Here is a 15,953-nt window from a genome sequence, read left to right on the forward strand (position 1 = left end):
CCATTTATTCTGCGTTAAATAAAATCGAGCTGGTATGCGGGTTTACGACTTGTCTGACTTTAAAAAAATTAACGCATTTGACCGTGTTAAATCCTTTTTTTCAGGTAGGCTATGCGCACTCCGGACTTGGTCTGTGGCTAGCAAAAAGGGAAAAATAATGACAAGCCTCGCTCAGGAAGCCAAACATAGCGTTGTGGTTTTACATCAGCTCATTGAACGTATTTTTAATCATGCGGATGTCAGCAACGATACCATGGGGCTGCTGCTGTCGCATTTCCATCCTGATTTCCGGATGGTTACGCCACAGGGCAGACAGCTGAATCTGAATGACGTTGAAGATCTTTTTCGCCGCCTGTGCGGACAGCGTGAAGGAGTGCGCATCGCGACCAGCGAACATGCAATCATTTCTGAGCAGCAAAAAGAGGTCACCATTCAGTATCGCGAACTGCAGATACTGAACGGCGAGAGCCACAGCCGTATTTCGCTGGCGGTGCTGGACTGCACAACGGAAAATCCGCGCTGGCGCTATCTGCAGGAGACACTGGTCGCCTGAACTGCAGCAACAAAAAAACCGGTGCCTGCACCGGTTTTTTTATTTTGCAGCGTAGCTGACGTTAATTATCGTTATGCAGCGTTTCATCTTCCCGGCAGTCACCCACTTCGCAGTGACCATACAGATAGAGGCTATGGTTAGTAAGCTTAATGCCGTGGCGGGTCGCGATTTCGCGCTGGCGCGTTTCGATCGACTCATCGCTGAACTCAATCACTTTACCGCAGTCCAGGCAGATAAGATGATCGTGATGCTGCTGCTGCGTTAATTCAAAAACGGACTTGCCGCCTTCGAAGTTATGACGGGTTACAATGCCCGCGTCGTCAAACTGGTTCAGAACGCGATATACCGTGGCCAGACCAATCTCTTCGCCCATATCGATCAGGCGTTTGTACAAATCTTCCGCGCTGACGTGATGGCACTGGGGTTCCTGAAGCACTTCCAGAATCTTTAATCTGGGCAGCGTGACTTTCAGGCCAGCCTTTTTCAATGCGGAATTGTTGTCAGTCATGCGGATATTGTCCTGTTACTTTGCTAGTCATTTGCGGCTTAACAGCCTTGAATGTGTGGTTAACGCGCATTCTCATTTGCGTCTCATTATAGAACCGGGGCAGGCGAATAGAAACCAGGCAAATGCTAAAGAAATCACCAGAGGCGGGAGTAACGCTCTTGCTGTCGCCGGCGGGATTATACAGTGCTGGGTTCTCAGTTCACTCAGCCTCAGCCTGCTGACAGAGGAATAAGCCGTTAACCGTTGCGGGTATTCTACAGAATTGCAGGGAAAAGTTAAAAAAGCGTAGCTATTATTTTTATAGGCAATTCCGTTACCCGATGTTAACCGTGCCTGCATCGGGTAACGGCAACACATTATGCCTCAATAATTTCTTTAAGCTGCAGCTCATCAAAAATCTGCTTCACCCAGCCCTCGACGCGCGCATTCGTCAGCTCTGGCTGACGATCTTCATCGATGGCGAGCCCGAGGAAATGCTTCTCATCGGCCAGACCTTTGGAGGCTTCAAAGTGGTAACCTTCAACAGGCCAGTGGCCCACGATGATTGCGCCATTTGGCTCAATAATGTCGCGAATCGTACCCAGCGCATCGCAGAAGTACTCGGCATAATCTTCCTGGTCGCCACAGCCAAACAGTGCAACCAGCTTGCCATTGAAGTCAATCTCTTCCAGCGTCGGGAAAAAGTCATCCCAGTCGCACTGCGCCTCACCATAATACCAGGTAGGAATACCCAGCAGCAGAATATCAAACGCTTCCAGATCTTCTTTCGTGCTCTTAGCAATGTCATGCACTTCGGCGACATCTTTACCCAGTTGTTTCTGGATCATCTTTGCAATGTTTTCAGTGTTGCCGGTATCGCTGCCGAAGAAAATGCCTACGATTGCCATGGGTTAGGTAGCCTCTTAAATCCTGAATGTGAGAGTAAGTCAACAGACTATACAGATAAGCGAATGATAGCAGACCCTGAAAAAGCGCGGAACGCGCAAAGCGCAGAGTTTGTGTTCCAGTGTGCGGTCTGCATAAATTATATGAGTTTGAGCTGCGTCAGCAGCATCTGCTCAATCAGCTCGCTGCGGCTGATATTTTGCTGCTCAGCCAGCGTATTGAGCGCGTCAACCGCTTCGCCGGACATTTTGAGCTCCACGCGCCGTAGCCCACGAACCTTATCGCGTTTAAGCTGATTGCGCTTATTAATGCGCAGCTGCTCATCGCGCGACAGCGGGCTGGTTTTCGGGCGGCCCGGTCGTCGCTCGTCTGCAAAGAGATCAAGCGTGGTACGGTCTGTCTGTTCTTTTGCCATGATTTGCGAAACTGAGTGGGCGCGAACGGCGCCGCGCGATTAAACACATTATCGGCCAGCCACAGTGTCTGACCACCGTGGCAAAATTTTAGCGCGACATCATACTCCAGCGTCAGACGCGACGCCAATCTTAAACATAGCGCAGTAAGCTTTTGCTTTCAGAGCGTAAAAAAGCGCCGCACGGCACGTAACACGGCATCAGGCTTCTCTGCATGCACCCAGTGCCCGGCACCGGCAATGACCTGCGCCCGCGCCTCAGGAAACTGGGCCAGCAGCGCGGCCCGATAGTGATTATCCAGATAAGGAGAGTCGCCGCCGCGAATAAACAGCGCCGGATGAGCCGAGGCGGGAATAGGTTCCCAGCCCGATATCGTCGCGTAGTTATCCCATAATACCGGCACGTTGAACCGCCATTCTCCTTCAGCAAAGGACTTCAGGATAAACTGAATGATCCCCTCTTCAGGGATAAACTGTCGCATCACCGCTGCGGCTTCACTGCGGCGCGTCACGCCGGCTGCGGATACCGCGCGAATCGCCGCAAAGATCTCATCGTGCCGGCGCGTCTGATAGTCAACGGGAGCGATATCAATCAGCACCAGCTTGCCAACGCGTTCAGGCGCCAGCGCACTCAGTGCCATAGCGATTTTGCCCCCCATCGAGTGGCCAATCACATCAACCTGCGTGATCTGCCGCGCATCCAGCGTATCAACCATATCCTGCGCCATTGCAGCATAGCTCATGCTGTTGCTGCGCGCCGATAAACCGTGGTTGCGCACATCCACCTGCAGCGTAGTACGCGCATCGGCTACGCCACGCGCCAGCCCGCCAAGGTTATCCAGGCTGCCGAACAGGCCATGGATAAGCAAAACCGGTGCGCTGTGAGAATCAGATTGTGCAGTTTGCAGACGGGCATTCAAAATCATGGCTAAAGTTCTTACAGTTGAGAGCGTGGGTTAGGGTATCATGATTCTACCTGTCCGGGTGGCGGTCGCCAGGTATTAGGGCATATTCTGACTTTTGCCCGTAAACGTTGCCAGCGCTATCAGCTATTGCGGATTTAACTTTATAATCAATATGTCAGATCCCAGGCTCTCTGCGTGCCCGCTACCGGTAAGGGCGTTGCAGAATGCGGGATTCTGCTAGTTGCCAGACTCGTACGGAATAAGATGAAAACGATTGAAGTTGACGAAGAACTCTACCGTTATATTGCCAGCCACACGCAGCACATCGGTGAAAGCGCCTCAGACATACTGCGTCGCATGCTGAAATTTACCGCCAGCTCGCGCGCTGCAGCAGCGCCAGCAGTAACGGCCCCGGTAAAAGAGGCGACAGCAGCAGCAGAGCCTGAAGCGCGTCCGCAGGACCGCGTGCGTGCCATGCGCGAGCTGATGCTGTCAGATGAGTATGCCGAGCAGAAAAAAGCGGTTAACCGCTTTATGCTGATTTTGTCAACGCTCTATCGTCTCGATCCTGATGCATTTGCCGATGCTACCGCATCGCTGCAGGGACGTACGCGCGTCTATTTTGCCGGTGATGAGCATACGCTGCTGCAAAATGGCACGCATACCAAACCTAAGCATGTGCCAGGTACACCTTACTGGGTCATCACAAACACCAATACAGGCCGTAAATGCAGCATGGTGGAGCACATCATGCTGGCTATGCAGTTCCCTCCGGAGCTGACAGAGAAAGTTTGCGGCACCATTTAAACTGAAGCGTCAGGGAGAAGCGCCAATGGCCAATCACCCCCGTGCCGGGCAGCCTGCCCAGCAGAGCGATTTGATTAACGTTGCACAATTAACCTCGCAGTATTACGTCCTGAAGCCGGATGCGGCTAACCCGGACCATGCGGTGAAATTTGGCACATCTGGCCACCGCGGCAGCGCGGGACGTCACAGCTTCAATGAAGAGCACATTCTGGCTATCGCACAGGCGATCGCCGAAGAGCGCAAAAAGAACGGTATTACGGGTCCATGCTACGTGGGCAAAGATACGCACGCGCTTTCTGAGCCCGCTATTCTGTCAGTACTGGAAGTGCTGGCGGCGAACGGTGTGGATGTCATCGTGCAGCAGGATAACGGCTACACGCCAACGCCCGCTATCTCCAATGCTATTCTGGAGCATAACAAACGCGGCGGCGCGCAGGCTGACGGCATTGTGATCACCCCTTCACACAATCCACCGGAAGATGGCGGCATTAAATACAATCCGCCAAACGGTGGACCGGCTGATACCAACGTCACAAAAGTGGTGGAAGATCGCGCTAACCAGTTGATCAAAGGCGGTCTGCAGGATGTGAAACGTCTGCCGCTGGATCAGGCGTGGCAGAGCGGCCACATTGTTGAGCAGGATCTGATTCAGCCTTATGTTGAAGGACTGGCGCAGGTTATCGACTTCCCGGCGATTCAGAAAGCGGGACTGAAAATTGGCGTAGATCCGCTTGGCGGCTCAGGTATGGCTTACTGGCAGCGTATCGCTGAGCATTACAACCTCGATCTGACCATCGTTAATGACGCTATCGACCAGACCTTCCGCTTCATGCATCTGGATAAAGATGGCGTGGTGCGCATGGACTGTTCATCAGAGTGCGCGATGGCGGGTCTGCTGGCGTATAAAGACAAGTTTGATCTGGCCTTCGGCAACGATCCCGATTATGACCGTCACGGTATTGTCACGCCAGCTGGCCTGATGAATCCAAACCACTACCTGGCCGTCGCTATCAACTATCTTTTCCAGCATCGTCCGCAGTGGGGTAGTGATGTTGCCGTGGGCAAAACGCTGGTCTCCAGTGCGATGATCGACCGCGTGGTTAATGATATCGGGCGCAAGCTGGTAGAAGTACCGGTGGGCTTTAAGTGGTTCGTTGATGGCCTGTTCGACGGCAGCTTTGGCTTTGGCGGCGAAGAGAGCGCGGGGGCTTCCTTCCTGCGTTTTGATGGTTCAGCCTGGTCAACGGATAAAGATGGCATTATTCTCTGCCTGCTGGCCGCTGAAATCACGGCGGTGACCGGTAAAAATCCGCAGCAGCACTATGATGAGCTGGCGGAGCGCTTTGGTGCGCCAAGCTACAATCGTCTGCAGGCGTCTGCGACCTCGGCACAGAAAGCCGCGCTGTCAAAGCTGTCACCAGAGATGGTCAGCGCTGATACGCTGGCGGGCGATCCGATTACCGCACGCCTGACGGCTGCTCCGGGTAACGGCGCATCTATTGGCGGACTGAAAGTCATGACGGAGAACGGCTGGTTTGCCGCGCGTCCGTCCGGCACTGAAGATGCTTACAAGATTTACTGCGAAAGCTTCCTTGGCGCTGAGCATCGCGAGCTGATTGAGAAAGAAGCGGTGGAAATTGTCAGCGAAGTTCTGAAGAACGCCTGAGGGTGATACCGTGAAAAGGGCCGCTGCTGCGGCCTTTTTTTATGGCATAAAACGGTAGCCGATACCGGTTTCCGTCAGCAGGTGAGCAGGCTGCGTCGGGTTTTCTTCGAGCTTCTGACGCAGGTGGCCCATATAGATGCGCAGATAGTGGCTGTGTTCCACCGCATTGGGGCCCCAGACCTGATTCAGCAGCTGGCGCTGCGTCAGCACCTTGCCGGCGTTATTCAGCAGCAGACTGAGCAGGCGAAACTCGGTTGGCGTCAGATGCACTTCCTGACCGCTGCGGGTGATACGGCGTGCAGCCAGGTCAACGCAGACTTCACCAAACAGCACGCGCGCATCGGGCTGACTGCCCTGATGACGACGTAAAGCCACCCGCACCCTGGCCAGCAGTTCGCCAATGCCAAACGGTTTTGTCAGATAATCATCCGCACCCGCGTCCAGCGCTGCGATCTTATCCTGCTCGTCACTGCGGGCTGAAAGCACAATAACCGGCATAGTGCTCCACTGGCGTACTTCACGAATAAACGCGATGCCATCACCGTCAGGCAGGCCGAGATCGAGGATCGCCAGATCGGGCTTGCGCGTTGCCGCTTCAATCAGACCACGCTGCAGCTGTTCAGCTTCAACAATTTTTACGCCTTCACTCTCTAACGCCAGACGTACAAAACGGCGGATCTCTTTTTCATCTTCCACAATCAAAATGGTTGTCACGTGGGCTCCTGCGACACGGTTTTCTCTACTTTAGCAATAAACCGCAGCGGCGTCCGCGCAGCGATTTACCCCAATAAAATAACCCGTTATTCACACCGTTGTAACGCCATTCTGTGGAGCGGGAAAATGGTCAAAAAAAGTTCAGAATAAGTGGTCTGATGAGTAGCAAAAGTGAGCAGCCAGGAGTAATATTTGCGGCAGATCACACTTTACAACAGATTGCTCAGGAGGAACGCAATGGATAAACGCTATTCACTGCCAAAAATCGTTATACGGCGCACGCTGGTGCTGATTGCAGGCGTTGCGGCGCTTCCTTTTATGCTATTTCGCCGCGATCGTGCGCGTTTTTATAGCTACCTGCACCGTATCTGGTGCAAAACCAGTACTAAGCCGGTATGGCTGGCGCAGTCCGAGGTGGCAGGCGGTATTTACTGGTAACAGAGTTTTTTATGACTGAGGCGGACGCTTTTACCCAAAGCGCCCGCTTTTTTTGACAAAATTTTCCTTATAGCGCCTGCTACATCCTGCCATTCATCACCATTTGCGCTACACTTAAACCTCTACAAGATTCTGGAGGTTGTACAAGTATGAGCGAGAAAATTCCTGTCGGCATCAGTGCCTGCCTGCTCGGGGATAGCGTCCGATTTGATGGCGGCCACAAGCGTTTTGCCTTTGCAACGGACGAACTCGCGCAATTTGTGCGCTATGAGCCCGTCTGTCCTGAAATGGCTATCGGCCTGCCCACACCGCGTCCGGCATTGAGGCTGGTGAAGCAGGGCGACGATCAGATCCATATCTGTTTCAGCAAAGATGACAATCAGGAAGTCACCAGCGAAATGCGCAGCTGGTCAGCGGAGCGCGTCAAATCGCTGCACCATCTTTGCGGCTATATTCTCTGCGCCAAATCACCCAGCTGCGGTCTGGAGCGGGTGCGCGTTTACGATCCTGCCACAAACAATAATCGCAAATCGGGCATCGGCATCTTTACCTCTTTTTTACAGCAGGAGATGCCCTGGCTGCCGCTGGAAGAGGATGGCCGCCTGCACGATCCGGTTCTGCGCGAAAACTTCACCGGGCGCGTATTTGCGCTGCATGAGTTCAACGAAATGTGGCGCAGCGGACTGACGCGGCACAAACTGATCGCCTTTCACAGCCGGTACAAACTGCTGCTGCTGTCGCACGCGCAGGATGCCTATCGCGAACTGGGACGCTTTGTGGCCGCTATGGATAAATGGGCGTCGCTGGAAGAGTATGCGTTTGAGTACCGTAACCGGCTGATGCAGCTAATGTCGCATCGCGCATCGCGCCGCAATCACACTAATGTGCTGATGCATGTACAGGGCTATTTCCGGCCAAAACTCAGCTCTCCTCAGCGTCAGGAACTGGCGCAGCTGATCGATCGCTATCGCTGTGGCGTTCAGCCGCTGCTGGCCCCTATTACTATGCTGAAACACTACATGGCTGAGTATCCGCATCCCTGGCTGGCGCAGCAGCGCTATTTCGATCCCTACCCGGAAGCACTGCGCCTGCGTTACGGACAATAAGGACAAGGCCCCATGACCACACACCTGCTCTGGCTGCGCAACGATCTGCGTATTAACGATAACAGCGCGCTGGCGGCAGCGTGTCATGATAAAAAGGCTGACGTCATGGCGCTGTTTATCGCCACGCCGAAACAGTGGCGGCAGCATAGCATGTCAGCAAAACAGGCGACCTTTATTCATCAGAACCTGTGTGAGCTGCAGCAGGCGCTGGCGGAACGCGGCATTCCGCTGCATTTTCATCAGTGCGATGATTTTGCTGCTTCGGTTAATTACCTGAGCGACTTCTGCAAAACGCATCGGGTGGATGCGCTGTTTTACAACTATCAGTATGAAATTAACGAGCGCGAGCGCGACGCTGCCGTCGAAAAACAGCTGGATGAGCAGGGTATTACCTGTCAGGGATTTGATGACAGCCTGCTGCTGCCGCCGGGCAGCGTGCAGACCGGCAATAATACGACGTTCAAAGTCTTCACGCCGTTCAGCAAAGCGTTTGTAAAACGGCTGCAGCAGGGGATGCCGGAGTGCCATAACGCTCCTGCCGCGCGCGGTGATGCGCCGCTGAACAGCCTGAAAAAGATCCCCGCATTTGATTATCCGACTGAAAAACCCGATGAAAAGCTGTTTCCGGCCGGCGAACAGGCGGCGTTAAAACGCCTGCGCGCCTTCGCCAGACAGCCGGTAGTGGATTATCCCTTAGAGCGCGATACACCTGCCAGCGACGGGACCAGCCAGCTGTCAGCCTATCTCTCAACCGGCGTACTCTCACCCCGGCAGTGTCTGCATCGGATTGTGAAAGAGCATGCTGATGCGCTGAAAGGAGGAAAAGCCTTTACCTGGATCAGTGAGCTGATCTGGCGGGAATTCTATCGCCATCTGATCGTGGCCTATCCGGCGCTCTGTAAACATCAGCCGTTTATCGACTGGACCCATCACGTCAGCTGGCAGAAAGACAGCGCCCATTTTGACGCCTGGAAAGCGGGCAAAACCGGCTATCCCATCGTTGATGCAGGTATGCGCCAGATGAACAGCATTGGCTGGATGCACAACCGGCTGCGCATGATCACCGCCAGCTTTCTGGTAAAAGATCTGCTTATCGACTGGCGGCAGGGCGAGCGCTACTTTATGGAACAGCTGATTGACGGTGATTTCGCTGCTAACAACGGCGGCTGGCAGTGGGCAGCCTCTACCGGCACCGATCCCGTTCCCTATTTCCGTATCTTCAACCCGACAACCCAGGGTGAACGGTTCGATAAGCAGGGCGCATTTATCCGGCAGTGGCTGCCGGAGCTGAAAGATGTGCCCGACAGCGATATTCATCAGCCGCACGTCTGGGCGAAGAAAAATAACAAGAAACTCGATTATCCCCTGCCAATCGTGGAACATAAGGCGGCACGCAAAAAGACATTAGACGCCTTTGAACGCGCACGCGGCGCGGCCTGAGGCGATGACGGAGCCTTTATGAATAACATTGAGCTGGAAAAGATCGTTAACCAGCAGCTAAACAGCAGCGCGTTTAGCGACTATGCACCTAACGGACTGCAGGTTGAGGGACGCAGTGAAGTCAGAAGAGTGGTTACCGGCGTTACGGCCTGCCAGGCGCTGCTGGATGAAGCGGTAAAGCGGAATGCCGATGCCGTTCTGGTACACCACGGCTATTTCTGGAAAAACGAAGCCCCGGCAATAAAAGGCATGAAACGACAGCGTCTGCGCACGCTGCTGGCTAACGATATTAATCTCTATGGCTGGCATCTGCCGCTGGATGCGCATCCGCAGCTGGGGAATAACGCGCAGCTGGCGCGCCTGTTTGATATCGACGTCAGGGGTGAAATCGAGCCGCTGCTGCCCTGGGGTGAGCTGCGCACGCCGCTCAGCGGCAGCGACCTGGCAGAAAAAATCGCGCAGCGTCTGGGACGCACGCCGCTGCACTGCGGTGATAACGCACCCGCGCTGATCAAACGCGTGGCCTGGTGCAGCGGCGGTGGTCAGGGCTTTATCGACAACGCGGCCGCGGCCGGCGTTGACGCCTTTATTACGGGCGAAGTCTCTGAGCAGACCATTCACAGCGCGCGCGAACAGGGGCTGCACTTTTTCGCCGCGGGCCATCACGCGACCGAGCGCGACGGTATCAAAGCGCTGGGTGAGTGGCTGGCGCAGCATTACCACCTCGATGTTACCTTTATCGATATCGACAATCCTGCCTGATTTTTCTCTCTCTGCGTCCGCTCGCCGGGCGCAAACTGGTTGACACATCTCCGCCACTTTTGCATAACCTATTGAACCTGAGCAGCTATGTGAAAGGTTTATCGTGCCGCAGCACGTCTGCCGGCGCGCGTTATTCACGATCGGGAGGTGGGTTTTGCAACAGGCACGTTGTTATTTACTGGGAGAGCGGGCGGTTGTACTGGAACTGGCGCCGCCGGTTTCGCTCGCCAGTCAGCAGCGCATCTGGGGATTATGTGAACGACTGCAGCAGGATGAGCAGGTGCAGGAGGTGATCCCCGGTATGAACAACCTCACGCTGATACTGCGCGAGTCACAAATTGATGCGCAGGACGCCATTGAGCGTCTGCAGCGCTGGTGGGAAGAGGGTGAAGAGCAGCTGCAGAATAATCCCCGGCTGATTGAGATCCCGGTGGTGTATGGTGGCAGTGCCGGACCCGATCTGTCAGAAGTGGCAGATCGCGCCGGGCTGACGCCGCCGCAGGTGGTAGAGCTGCACAGCAGCGCAGACTACATTGTCTATTTTCTTGGCTTCCAGCCTGGTTTCCCCTATCTGGGCGGCCTGGATACGCGACTGCATACGCCGCGTCGCGCCGAGCCGCGCGTGGCCGTCCCGGCTGGTTCAGTGGGGATTGGCGGCAGTCAGACCGGTATCTATCCGCTGGCTGCCCCCGGCGGCTGGCAGCTGATTGGCCATACGCCACTCAGCCTGTTTGATCCGCTTAAGCAGCCGCCCACGCTGATGCGCCCCGGCGATCGCGTTCGGTTTATGCCGCAGAAGGAGGGCATATGCTGAATATTTTACGCGCCGGGTTAATGACCTCGGTACAGGATCGCGGGCGGCACGGCTGGCGTCAGCTGGGCGTCAGCCTGAGCGGTGCGCTGGATGAGCCCTCCATGCGTACCGCAAATATGCTGGTGGGTAACAGCGAGAACAGCGCGGTACTGGAGATTGTGCTGGGTCAGTTCAGGGCGGAGTTTCAGCGCGACGGCTGGTTTGCGCTGACGGGAGCCGCCTGTAACGCTGAGCTGGATGGCAAGCCGGTCTGGACCGGATGGCGCCTGCCGGTGCGGCGTGGTCAGGTTCTTACGCTATCCATGCCAACCAGCGGCATGCGCAGTTATCTGGCGGTAAACGGCGGGTTTGCGGTAGCAGAAATGCTGGGCTCGCACAGCACCGATCTGAAAGCTGCATTTGGCGGCTGGCAGGGCCGCAGGCTGCAGGATGGCGATCGTCTGCCGCTGGGCGAGCCAACCCGCCGCTTCAGCCAGCCGGCGGGTGTGCGCCAGCTGCTGTGGGGGAACCGCATTCGTGCGCTGCCGGGTCCGGAATATAGCGAATTTACCCAGGAGGCGCAGGAGGCATTCTGGCGTAACCCGTGGAAACTGAGCCCGCAGAGTAACCGCATGGGATATCGCCTGCAGGGCGACAGCCTGCAGCGGACCGCCACGCGCGATCTGCTCTCACATGGTCTGGTGCCTGGCGTGGTACAGGTGCCGCCAAACGGCCAGCCTATTGTGCTGATGGCGGATGCACAGACCACCGGCGGCTATCCGCGGATCGCCTGCATCATCGAGGCGGATATTTATCAGCTGGCGCAAATCCGGCTCGGCGAACCGATTCACTTTATTCCGTGTACGCTGGAGGAGGCGCTGCTGGCGAAACAGCAGCAGCAGCGCGCGCTGGATCAGATAGCCTGGGGGCTTACGCATGAAAATTGATCTGAATGCCGATCTCGGCGAAGGCAGCAGCAGCGATCGGGAACTGCTGACGCTGGTAAGCTCTGCCAATATCGCCTGCGGTTTTCACGCCGGTGATGCGCAGACTATGCTGCAATCGGTGCGCTGGGCCAATGCGTCAGGGGTGGCGATTGGCGCTCATCCCGGCTTTCCCGACCGCGAGAACTTCGGCCGCACGGCGATGCAGCTGCCGCCGGAAACAGTCTATGCCCAGATGATCTATCAGATTGGCGCGCTGAAAAGCATGACGGAAAGTGAAGGCGCGCGGCTGTTTCACGTTAAGCCGCACGGCATGCTCTATAACCAGGCCGCCGCCGATCCGCAGCTCGCTGACGCGATTGCCCGGGCAGTACGGGCGGTGGATGCTCAGCTTATTCTGGTTGGCCTGGCGGGCAGCGAGCTGATTGCGGCAGGTGCCCGGTATGGCCTGCGCACCCGCGAAGAGGTGTTTGCCGATCGCGGCTATCTGGCGAGCGGGGCGCTGGTGCCGCGCAGCCAGCCAGGCGCGCTGATTGAGGATGCCGGCCAGGCGCTGGCGCAGACGCTGGCTATGGTAAAGCAGCAGCAGGTGCAAAGCGTGAGCGGTGAGTGGGTCGCCGTCAACGCGGAGACGGTCTGCCTGCACGGTGATGGCGCACACGCGCTGCAGTTTGCCCGTACGCTGCGTGCCGCGTTTGCTGCTGAGCAGATTGCCGTCAGCAGCGCATAACGTCCCTTTTTCGCCCGGCCTGCTACGGCCGGGCTTTTTTGTTTTCAGTGAGGAAAATCATGGAAAACGTTGTCAACCTCTGGCCCCTGCTGGGGATCCTGGCCATCATTATTGGCTTTTTATTACGCTTTAATCCGGTGCTGGTGGTGATCGTCGCGGGCTTTGTTACTGGCCTCGCGGCGCAGATGCCGCTCGGCGACATTCTGGAAAAACTCGGTTCCGGCTTTCTCAATACGCGCAATCTGCCGCTGATCCTGCTGCTGCCGCTGGCGGTAATCGGATTGCTGGAACGCCACGGGCTGAAAGAGCGTGCCCAGAGCTGGATTGCGCAGATCAAAACTGCCACCGCCGGCCGTCTGCTTATCGTTTACCTGTTTGTGCGCGAAGCAACCGCTGCGCTGGGACTGACCAGCCTGGGCGGCCATCCGCAGATGGTGCGTCCGCTGCTGGCACCGATGGCGGAAGGGGCGACGGAAAACCGCTACGGTGAGGTTTCGCCGGAGATACGTCACCGGCTGCGCGCCATGTCTGCCGCAACGGATAACGTCGGCCTTTTCTTTGGTGAGGATATCTTTGTCGCGTTCGGCGCGATTATCTTTATGCATAACTTTATGCAGGAATCAGCCGGCATTACCACCGAGCCGCTGCATATTGCGCTGTGGGGCATCCCGACCGCGCTGTGCGCCTTTCTTATCCACTCGGCCCGGCTGGTGCGGCTGGATCGCCAGCTGTCGCGCGAGCTGGGTGCGCTGAATCAGCAGGCGCTGCACGCCAGGGAGGAGAAGTAATGTTTCAGCAACAATATCTGATGTGGCTGGCAGGGGCGATTCTGCTGGTGGTTGCGCTGCTCTCCTGGGGAGACCGCGCCAATCCGCGCCGTCTGACAACCGGTCTCTTCTGGGCGCTCTATGGCCTGATTTTTCTGATTGGTGATGGCGCTTATCAGCTGGCAGGGCAGTGGGCCGGCGACGCTGAGCTGGGCCGCCGCTGGCTGCATATTGCCACCGGGGTGGTCGTGGTTGTAATGGCGCTGATCGCCGGCTGTGGTGGGGTGCGCTTCGGGCGCTATCATCAGCGTACTGATGAAGAGAAACAGGCCAGCGCCAGACGGCTGGGCAATAAGCTGTTCTTACCCGCCCTGGCGATACCGCTGGTTACGGTGATTGGCGTACTGGCGTTTAATCATATTCCCGGACTGCAGGAGCAGGTGTTTGGCGCGGGCAACCACGCTACGCTGGTGACGCTGTTTTCAATGATGGTGGGCTGTATTCTGGGCTGGCTGATTGCACTGGCGTTTACGCGGGAAAAGCCGCTGCAGTCGATGCAGGAGACACGGCGCCTGCTGGATGCGGTAGGCTGGGCGTTTATTCTGCCGCAGATCCTCGCCACGCTGGGGTTGCTGTTTACCAGCGCCGGCGTCGGCAGCGCGATTTCGCATCTCACTGAACACTATCTGGCGGTGGATAACCGGCTGATTGCGGTGGCGGTCTATGCCGGAGGAATGGCGCTGCTGACGATGGTAATGGGCAACGCCTTTGCCGCGTTCCCGATTGTGACGGCCGGCGTCGGCATCCCGATTCTGGTGCTACAGCATGGCGGAAACCCGGCCGTCATGGCGGCGATCGGCATGTTTTCCGGCTACTGCGGGACGCTGATGACACCGATGGCAGCAAACTTCAACATCGTGCCCGCGCGCCTGCTGGAGCTGCCGGATCGGAATGCGGTGATCAAGGCTCAGGTTCCTACCGGTGTACTACTCTTGTTAGTGAATATTTTCCTGCTCTACTTCCTGATGTTTTTGTGAGGCAGTAATGAAAACGGTGTTGTTAACGGCTTTTGAGCCGTTTGGCGGTGAGCGTCTCAATCCTTCCTGGGAGGCGGTGCGCGACTTTGACGGTAAAATGCTGGCTGGCGTGCGGGTAGTGGTACGCCAGCTGCCGGTGGTGTTTGCAACCTGCGGTGCGGTGCTGACTGACGCGCTGACTACGCTGCAGCCCGATGGCATTCTCTGCGTGGGGCAGGCGGGCGGTCGCTGCGATATTACGCTGGAGCGGATAGCGATCAATATTCACGATGCGCGTATCCCCGATAACCAGCAGCAGCAGCCGGTGGATGAGCCGGTCGTAGCGGGAGGCCCGGCGGCCTACTTTGCCACGCTGCCCATTAAAGCGATAGTCGCCTCGCTGCGGGAGGCAGGCATTCCCGCCTCGGTTTCGCAAACGGCCGGCACCTTTACCTGCAACAGCGTGATGTACTCTCTGCTGCACTGGCTGCACACCCACGGCAGTCCGGCACGCGGCGGATTTATGCACATTCCCTGGATGCCGCAGCAGGCGGTGAATCATCCTGGCGCGCCGAGCATGTCCGTTAGCAGCGTGACGCAGGCGCTGGAGATCGCCATTCAGGTCATGATGAACACCCATGACGACATCCGTGTTGCGGGTGGCGCAACACACTAATCAGGAGTCTGTATGCCAGAGGGACCGGAGATCCGCCGGGCGGCGGATCAGCTGGAAGCCGCTATCGTGGGCAAGCCCCTTACCGATGTGTGGTTTGCTTTTCCATCGCTGAAAACCTATGAGCCCGCCTTGCTGGGCGAAACGGTTAACGCTATTGAAACGCGCGGTAAAGCGCTGCTGACCCACTTCTCTAATGGCCTGACGCTTTACAGTCACAATCAGCTCTACGGCGTCTGGCGGGTCGTTGCCGCAGGCACGCAGCCCGCGACCACCCGGCAGCTGCGGGTGCGGCTGGAGAGCGCCGATAAAGCCATTCTGCTTTACAGCGCGTCTGATATTGAACTGCTGAATGCGGACACGCTCGGTGCACACCCGTTTCTGCAGCGCGTCGGGCCGGATGTGCTGGATGCCACGCTGACCGTCGCGGAGGTGCGCGAACGCCTGCTTTCGCCGCGGTTCCGGCGCCGGCAGTTCAGCGGCCTGCTGCTGGATCAGGCTTTTCTGGCCGGGCTGGGTAACTATCTGCGGGTGGAGATCCTGTGGCACGCCGGACTGCGCGCGCAGCACCGGGCGCAGGATCTGGATGACGCTCAGCTCGACAGGCTCAGTGACGCGCTGCTGGCGATCCCGCGTCTCTCTTACAAAATGCGTGGCAGCATGAAGAAGTATCATGAAGAGGCGGCGTTTCGCTTTGAAGTCTTTCACCGGCAGGGCAAAAAGTGCCGGCGCTGCGGTACGCTGATTGAGAAAGGCGTGCTCTCATCACGTCCTTTTTACTGGTGTCCGGGGTGCCAGCTGTAGCCAGACGTGGGCAGATTGCGGGCAAAAGAA

Annotated in this window: 19 protein-coding genes; 14 read left to right on the forward strand and 5 right to left on the reverse strand. The window is 56.8% G+C overall.

Annotated elements, in window-relative coordinates; translation table 11 throughout:
• The first annotated feature begins 157 nt into the window (after positions 1-157).
• Entirely contained in the window at positions 158-553 is a 396-nt protein-coding gene (locus tag HA43_RS10845) for a hypothetical protein (protein WP_094111649.1), read from the forward strand.
• A gap of 61 nt (positions 554-614) precedes the next feature.
• Here HA43_RS10845 and fur read toward each other — a convergent pair whose 3' ends face one another.
• The 4 genes from fur to ybfF form a co-directional block, all read right to left on the reverse strand.
• Complete coding sequence (fur, locus tag HA43_RS10850) at positions 615-1,061, reverse strand: ferric iron uptake transcriptional regulator (protein WP_094111650.1); 447 nt, start codon at positions 1,059-1,061, stop codon at positions 615-617.
• A gap of 356 nt (positions 1,062-1,417) precedes the next feature.
• Complete coding sequence (gene fldA / locus HA43_RS10855; RefSeq protein ID WP_039383182.1) at positions 1,418-1,948, reverse strand: flavodoxin FldA; 531 nt, start codon at positions 1,946-1,948, stop codon at positions 1,418-1,420.
• 137 nt (positions 1,949-2,085) lie between these two features.
• Positions 2,086-2,361, reverse strand: coding sequence for a LexA regulated protein (gene ybfE, locus HA43_RS10860; protein WP_039383184.1), 276 nt, complete (start codon positions 2,359-2,361; stop codon positions 2,086-2,088).
• Positions 2,362-2,519: 158 nt separating this feature from the next.
• Positions 2,520-3,284, reverse strand: a complete 765-nt coding sequence (gene ybfF, locus HA43_RS10865) for an esterase (protein WP_094111651.1) — start codon at positions 3,282-3,284, stop codon at positions 2,520-2,522.
• Positions 3,285-3,527: 243 nt separating this feature from the next.
• On the opposite strand from ybfF, the gene seqA reads away from it, so the two are divergent.
• The gene (gene seqA / locus HA43_RS10870) at positions 3,528-4,070 is read left to right on the forward strand and encodes a replication initiation negative regulator SeqA (RefSeq protein ID WP_039383187.1); all 543 of its coding nucleotides are present in this window, start codon (positions 3,528-3,530) and stop codon (positions 4,068-4,070) included.
• 25 nt (positions 4,071-4,095) lie between these two features.
• The gene (pgm, locus tag HA43_RS10875; RefSeq protein WP_039383189.1) at positions 4,096-5,736 is read left to right on the forward strand and encodes a phosphoglucomutase (alpha-D-glucose-1,6-bisphosphate-dependent); all 1,641 of its coding nucleotides are present in this window, start codon (positions 4,096-4,098) and stop codon (positions 5,734-5,736) included.
• Positions 5,737-5,775: 39 nt separating this feature from the next.
• On the opposite strand, the gene kdpE is transcribed toward pgm, so the two are convergent.
• The gene (kdpE, locus tag HA43_RS10880) at positions 5,776-6,450 is read right to left on the reverse strand and encodes a two-component system response regulator KdpE (RefSeq protein WP_039383191.1); all 675 of its coding nucleotides are present in this window, start codon (positions 6,448-6,450) and stop codon (positions 5,776-5,778) included.
• A 237-nt stretch (positions 6,451-6,687) separates the two neighbouring features.
• Here kdpE and HA43_RS10885 point away from each other — a divergent pair, with 237 nt between their 5' ends.
• The 11 genes from HA43_RS10885 (at position 6,688) to nei (ending at position 15,923) form a co-directional block, all read left to right on the forward strand.
• Positions 6,688-6,888, forward strand: a complete 201-nt coding sequence (locus HA43_RS10885) for a YbfA family protein (RefSeq protein ID WP_094111652.1) — start codon at positions 6,688-6,690, stop codon at positions 6,886-6,888.
• Between the two features lie 149 nt (positions 6,889-7,037).
• Entirely contained in the window at positions 7,038-7,994 is a 957-nt protein-coding gene (locus HA43_RS10890; protein WP_039383196.1) for a YbgA family protein, read from the forward strand.
• Positions 7,995-8,006: 12 nt separating this feature from the next.
• Positions 8,007-9,434, forward strand: coding sequence for a deoxyribodipyrimidine photo-lyase (gene phrB, locus HA43_RS10895; protein ID WP_094111653.1), 1,428 nt, complete (start codon positions 8,007-8,009; stop codon positions 9,432-9,434).
• Positions 9,435-9,452: 18 nt separating this feature from the next.
• On the forward strand, positions 9,453-10,196 hold the full coding sequence (locus HA43_RS10900; protein ID WP_039383201.1) for a type 2 GTP cyclohydrolase I: 744 nt from the start codon (positions 9,453-9,455) through the stop codon (positions 10,194-10,196).
• 154 nt (positions 10,197-10,350) lie between these two features.
• A complete protein-coding gene (gene pxpB / locus HA43_RS10905; RefSeq protein ID WP_094111654.1) occupies positions 10,351-11,010 on the forward strand; it encodes a 5-oxoprolinase subunit PxpB in 660 nt (219 codons plus the stop codon).
• A complete protein-coding gene (gene pxpC, locus HA43_RS10910; RefSeq protein ID WP_039383205.1) occupies positions 11,004-11,936 on the forward strand; it encodes a 5-oxoprolinase subunit PxpC in 933 nt (310 codons plus the stop codon). Before pxpB ends, pxpC begins: the two co-directional genes overlap by 7 nt.
• Positions 11,926-12,663: a 5-oxoprolinase subunit PxpA gene (pxpA, locus tag HA43_RS10915; protein ID WP_094111655.1), complete on the forward strand. Its 738-nt coding sequence runs from the start codon at positions 11,926-11,928 to the stop codon at positions 12,661-12,663. The genes pxpC and pxpA overlap by 11 nt, the downstream gene beginning before the upstream one ends.
• A 59-nt stretch (positions 12,664-12,722) precedes the next feature.
• The gene (locus HA43_RS10920; protein ID WP_039383210.1) at positions 12,723-13,451 is read left to right on the forward strand and encodes a DUF969 domain-containing protein; all 729 of its coding nucleotides are present in this window, start codon (positions 12,723-12,725) and stop codon (positions 13,449-13,451) included.
• Positions 13,451-14,467 (forward strand): DUF979 domain-containing protein, encoded by a 1,017-nt coding sequence (locus HA43_RS10925; protein ID WP_094111656.1) that lies wholly within the window; start codon positions 13,451-13,453, stop codon positions 14,465-14,467. Before HA43_RS10920 ends, HA43_RS10925 begins: the two co-directional genes overlap by 1 nt.
• A gap of 7 nt (positions 14,468-14,474) precedes the next feature.
• Positions 14,475-15,122: a pyroglutamyl-peptidase I gene (pcp, locus tag HA43_RS10930; RefSeq protein WP_094111657.1), complete on the forward strand. Its 648-nt coding sequence runs from the start codon at positions 14,475-14,477 to the stop codon at positions 15,120-15,122.
• A 12-nt stretch (positions 15,123-15,134) separates the two neighbouring features.
• The gene (gene nei, locus HA43_RS10935; RefSeq protein WP_094111658.1) at positions 15,135-15,923 is read left to right on the forward strand and encodes an endonuclease VIII; all 789 of its coding nucleotides are present in this window, start codon (positions 15,135-15,137) and stop codon (positions 15,921-15,923) included.
• The last annotated feature ends 30 nt before the right edge of the window (positions 15,924-15,953 follow it).

Source organism: Pantoea eucrina, from assembly GCF_002095385.1.
GTDB classification, from domain to species: domain Bacteria; phylum Pseudomonadota; class Gammaproteobacteria; order Enterobacterales; family Enterobacteriaceae; genus Pantoea; species Pantoea eucrina.

What these genes read in the sequence shown, in the direction of transcription:
- HA43_RS10845 (WP_094111649.1), top strand. Translation starts at nt 158, where the DNA reads ATGACAAGCCTCGCTCAGGAAGCCAAACATAGCGTTGTGGTTTTACAT.
- fur (WP_094111650.1), bottom strand. Translation starts at nt 1,061, where the DNA reads ATGACTGACAACAATTCCGCATTGAAAAAGGCTGGCCTGAAAGTCACG.
- fldA (WP_039383182.1), bottom strand. Translation starts at nt 1,948, where the DNA reads ATGGCAATCGTAGGCATTTTCTTCGGCAGCGATACCGGCAACACTGAA.
- ybfE (WP_039383184.1), bottom strand. Translation starts at nt 2,361, where the DNA reads ATGGCAAAAGAACAGACAGACCGTACCACGCTTGATCTCTTTGCAGAC.
- ybfF (WP_094111651.1), bottom strand. Translation starts at nt 3,284, where the DNA reads ATGATTTTGAATGCCCGTCTGCAAACTGCACAATCTGATTCTCACAGC.
- seqA (WP_039383187.1), top strand. Translation starts at nt 3,528, where the DNA reads ATGAAAACGATTGAAGTTGACGAAGAACTCTACCGTTATATTGCCAGC.
- pgm (WP_039383189.1), top strand. Translation starts at nt 4,096, where the DNA reads ATGGCCAATCACCCCCGTGCCGGGCAGCCTGCCCAGCAGAGCGATTTG.
- HA43_RS10885 (WP_094111652.1), top strand. Translation starts at nt 6,688, where the DNA reads ATGGATAAACGCTATTCACTGCCAAAAATCGTTATACGGCGCACGCTG.
- HA43_RS10890 (WP_039383196.1), top strand. Translation starts at nt 7,038, where the DNA reads ATGAGCGAGAAAATTCCTGTCGGCATCAGTGCCTGCCTGCTCGGGGAT.
- phrB (WP_094111653.1), top strand. Translation starts at nt 8,007, where the DNA reads ATGACCACACACCTGCTCTGGCTGCGCAACGATCTGCGTATTAACGAT.
- HA43_RS10900 (WP_039383201.1), top strand. Translation starts at nt 9,453, where the DNA reads ATGAATAACATTGAGCTGGAAAAGATCGTTAACCAGCAGCTAAACAGC.
- pxpC (WP_039383205.1), top strand. Translation starts at nt 11,004, where the DNA reads ATGCTGAATATTTTACGCGCCGGGTTAATGACCTCGGTACAGGATCGC.
- pxpA (WP_094111655.1), top strand. Translation starts at nt 11,926, where the DNA reads ATGAAAATTGATCTGAATGCCGATCTCGGCGAAGGCAGCAGCAGCGAT.
- HA43_RS10920 (WP_039383210.1), top strand. Translation starts at nt 12,723, where the DNA reads ATGGAAAACGTTGTCAACCTCTGGCCCCTGCTGGGGATCCTGGCCATC.
- HA43_RS10925 (WP_094111656.1), top strand. Translation starts at nt 13,451, where the DNA reads ATGTTTCAGCAACAATATCTGATGTGGCTGGCAGGGGCGATTCTGCTG.
- pcp (WP_094111657.1), top strand. Translation starts at nt 14,475, where the DNA reads ATGAAAACGGTGTTGTTAACGGCTTTTGAGCCGTTTGGCGGTGAGCGT.
- nei (WP_094111658.1), top strand. Translation starts at nt 15,135, where the DNA reads ATGCCAGAGGGACCGGAGATCCGCCGGGCGGCGGATCAGCTGGAAGCC.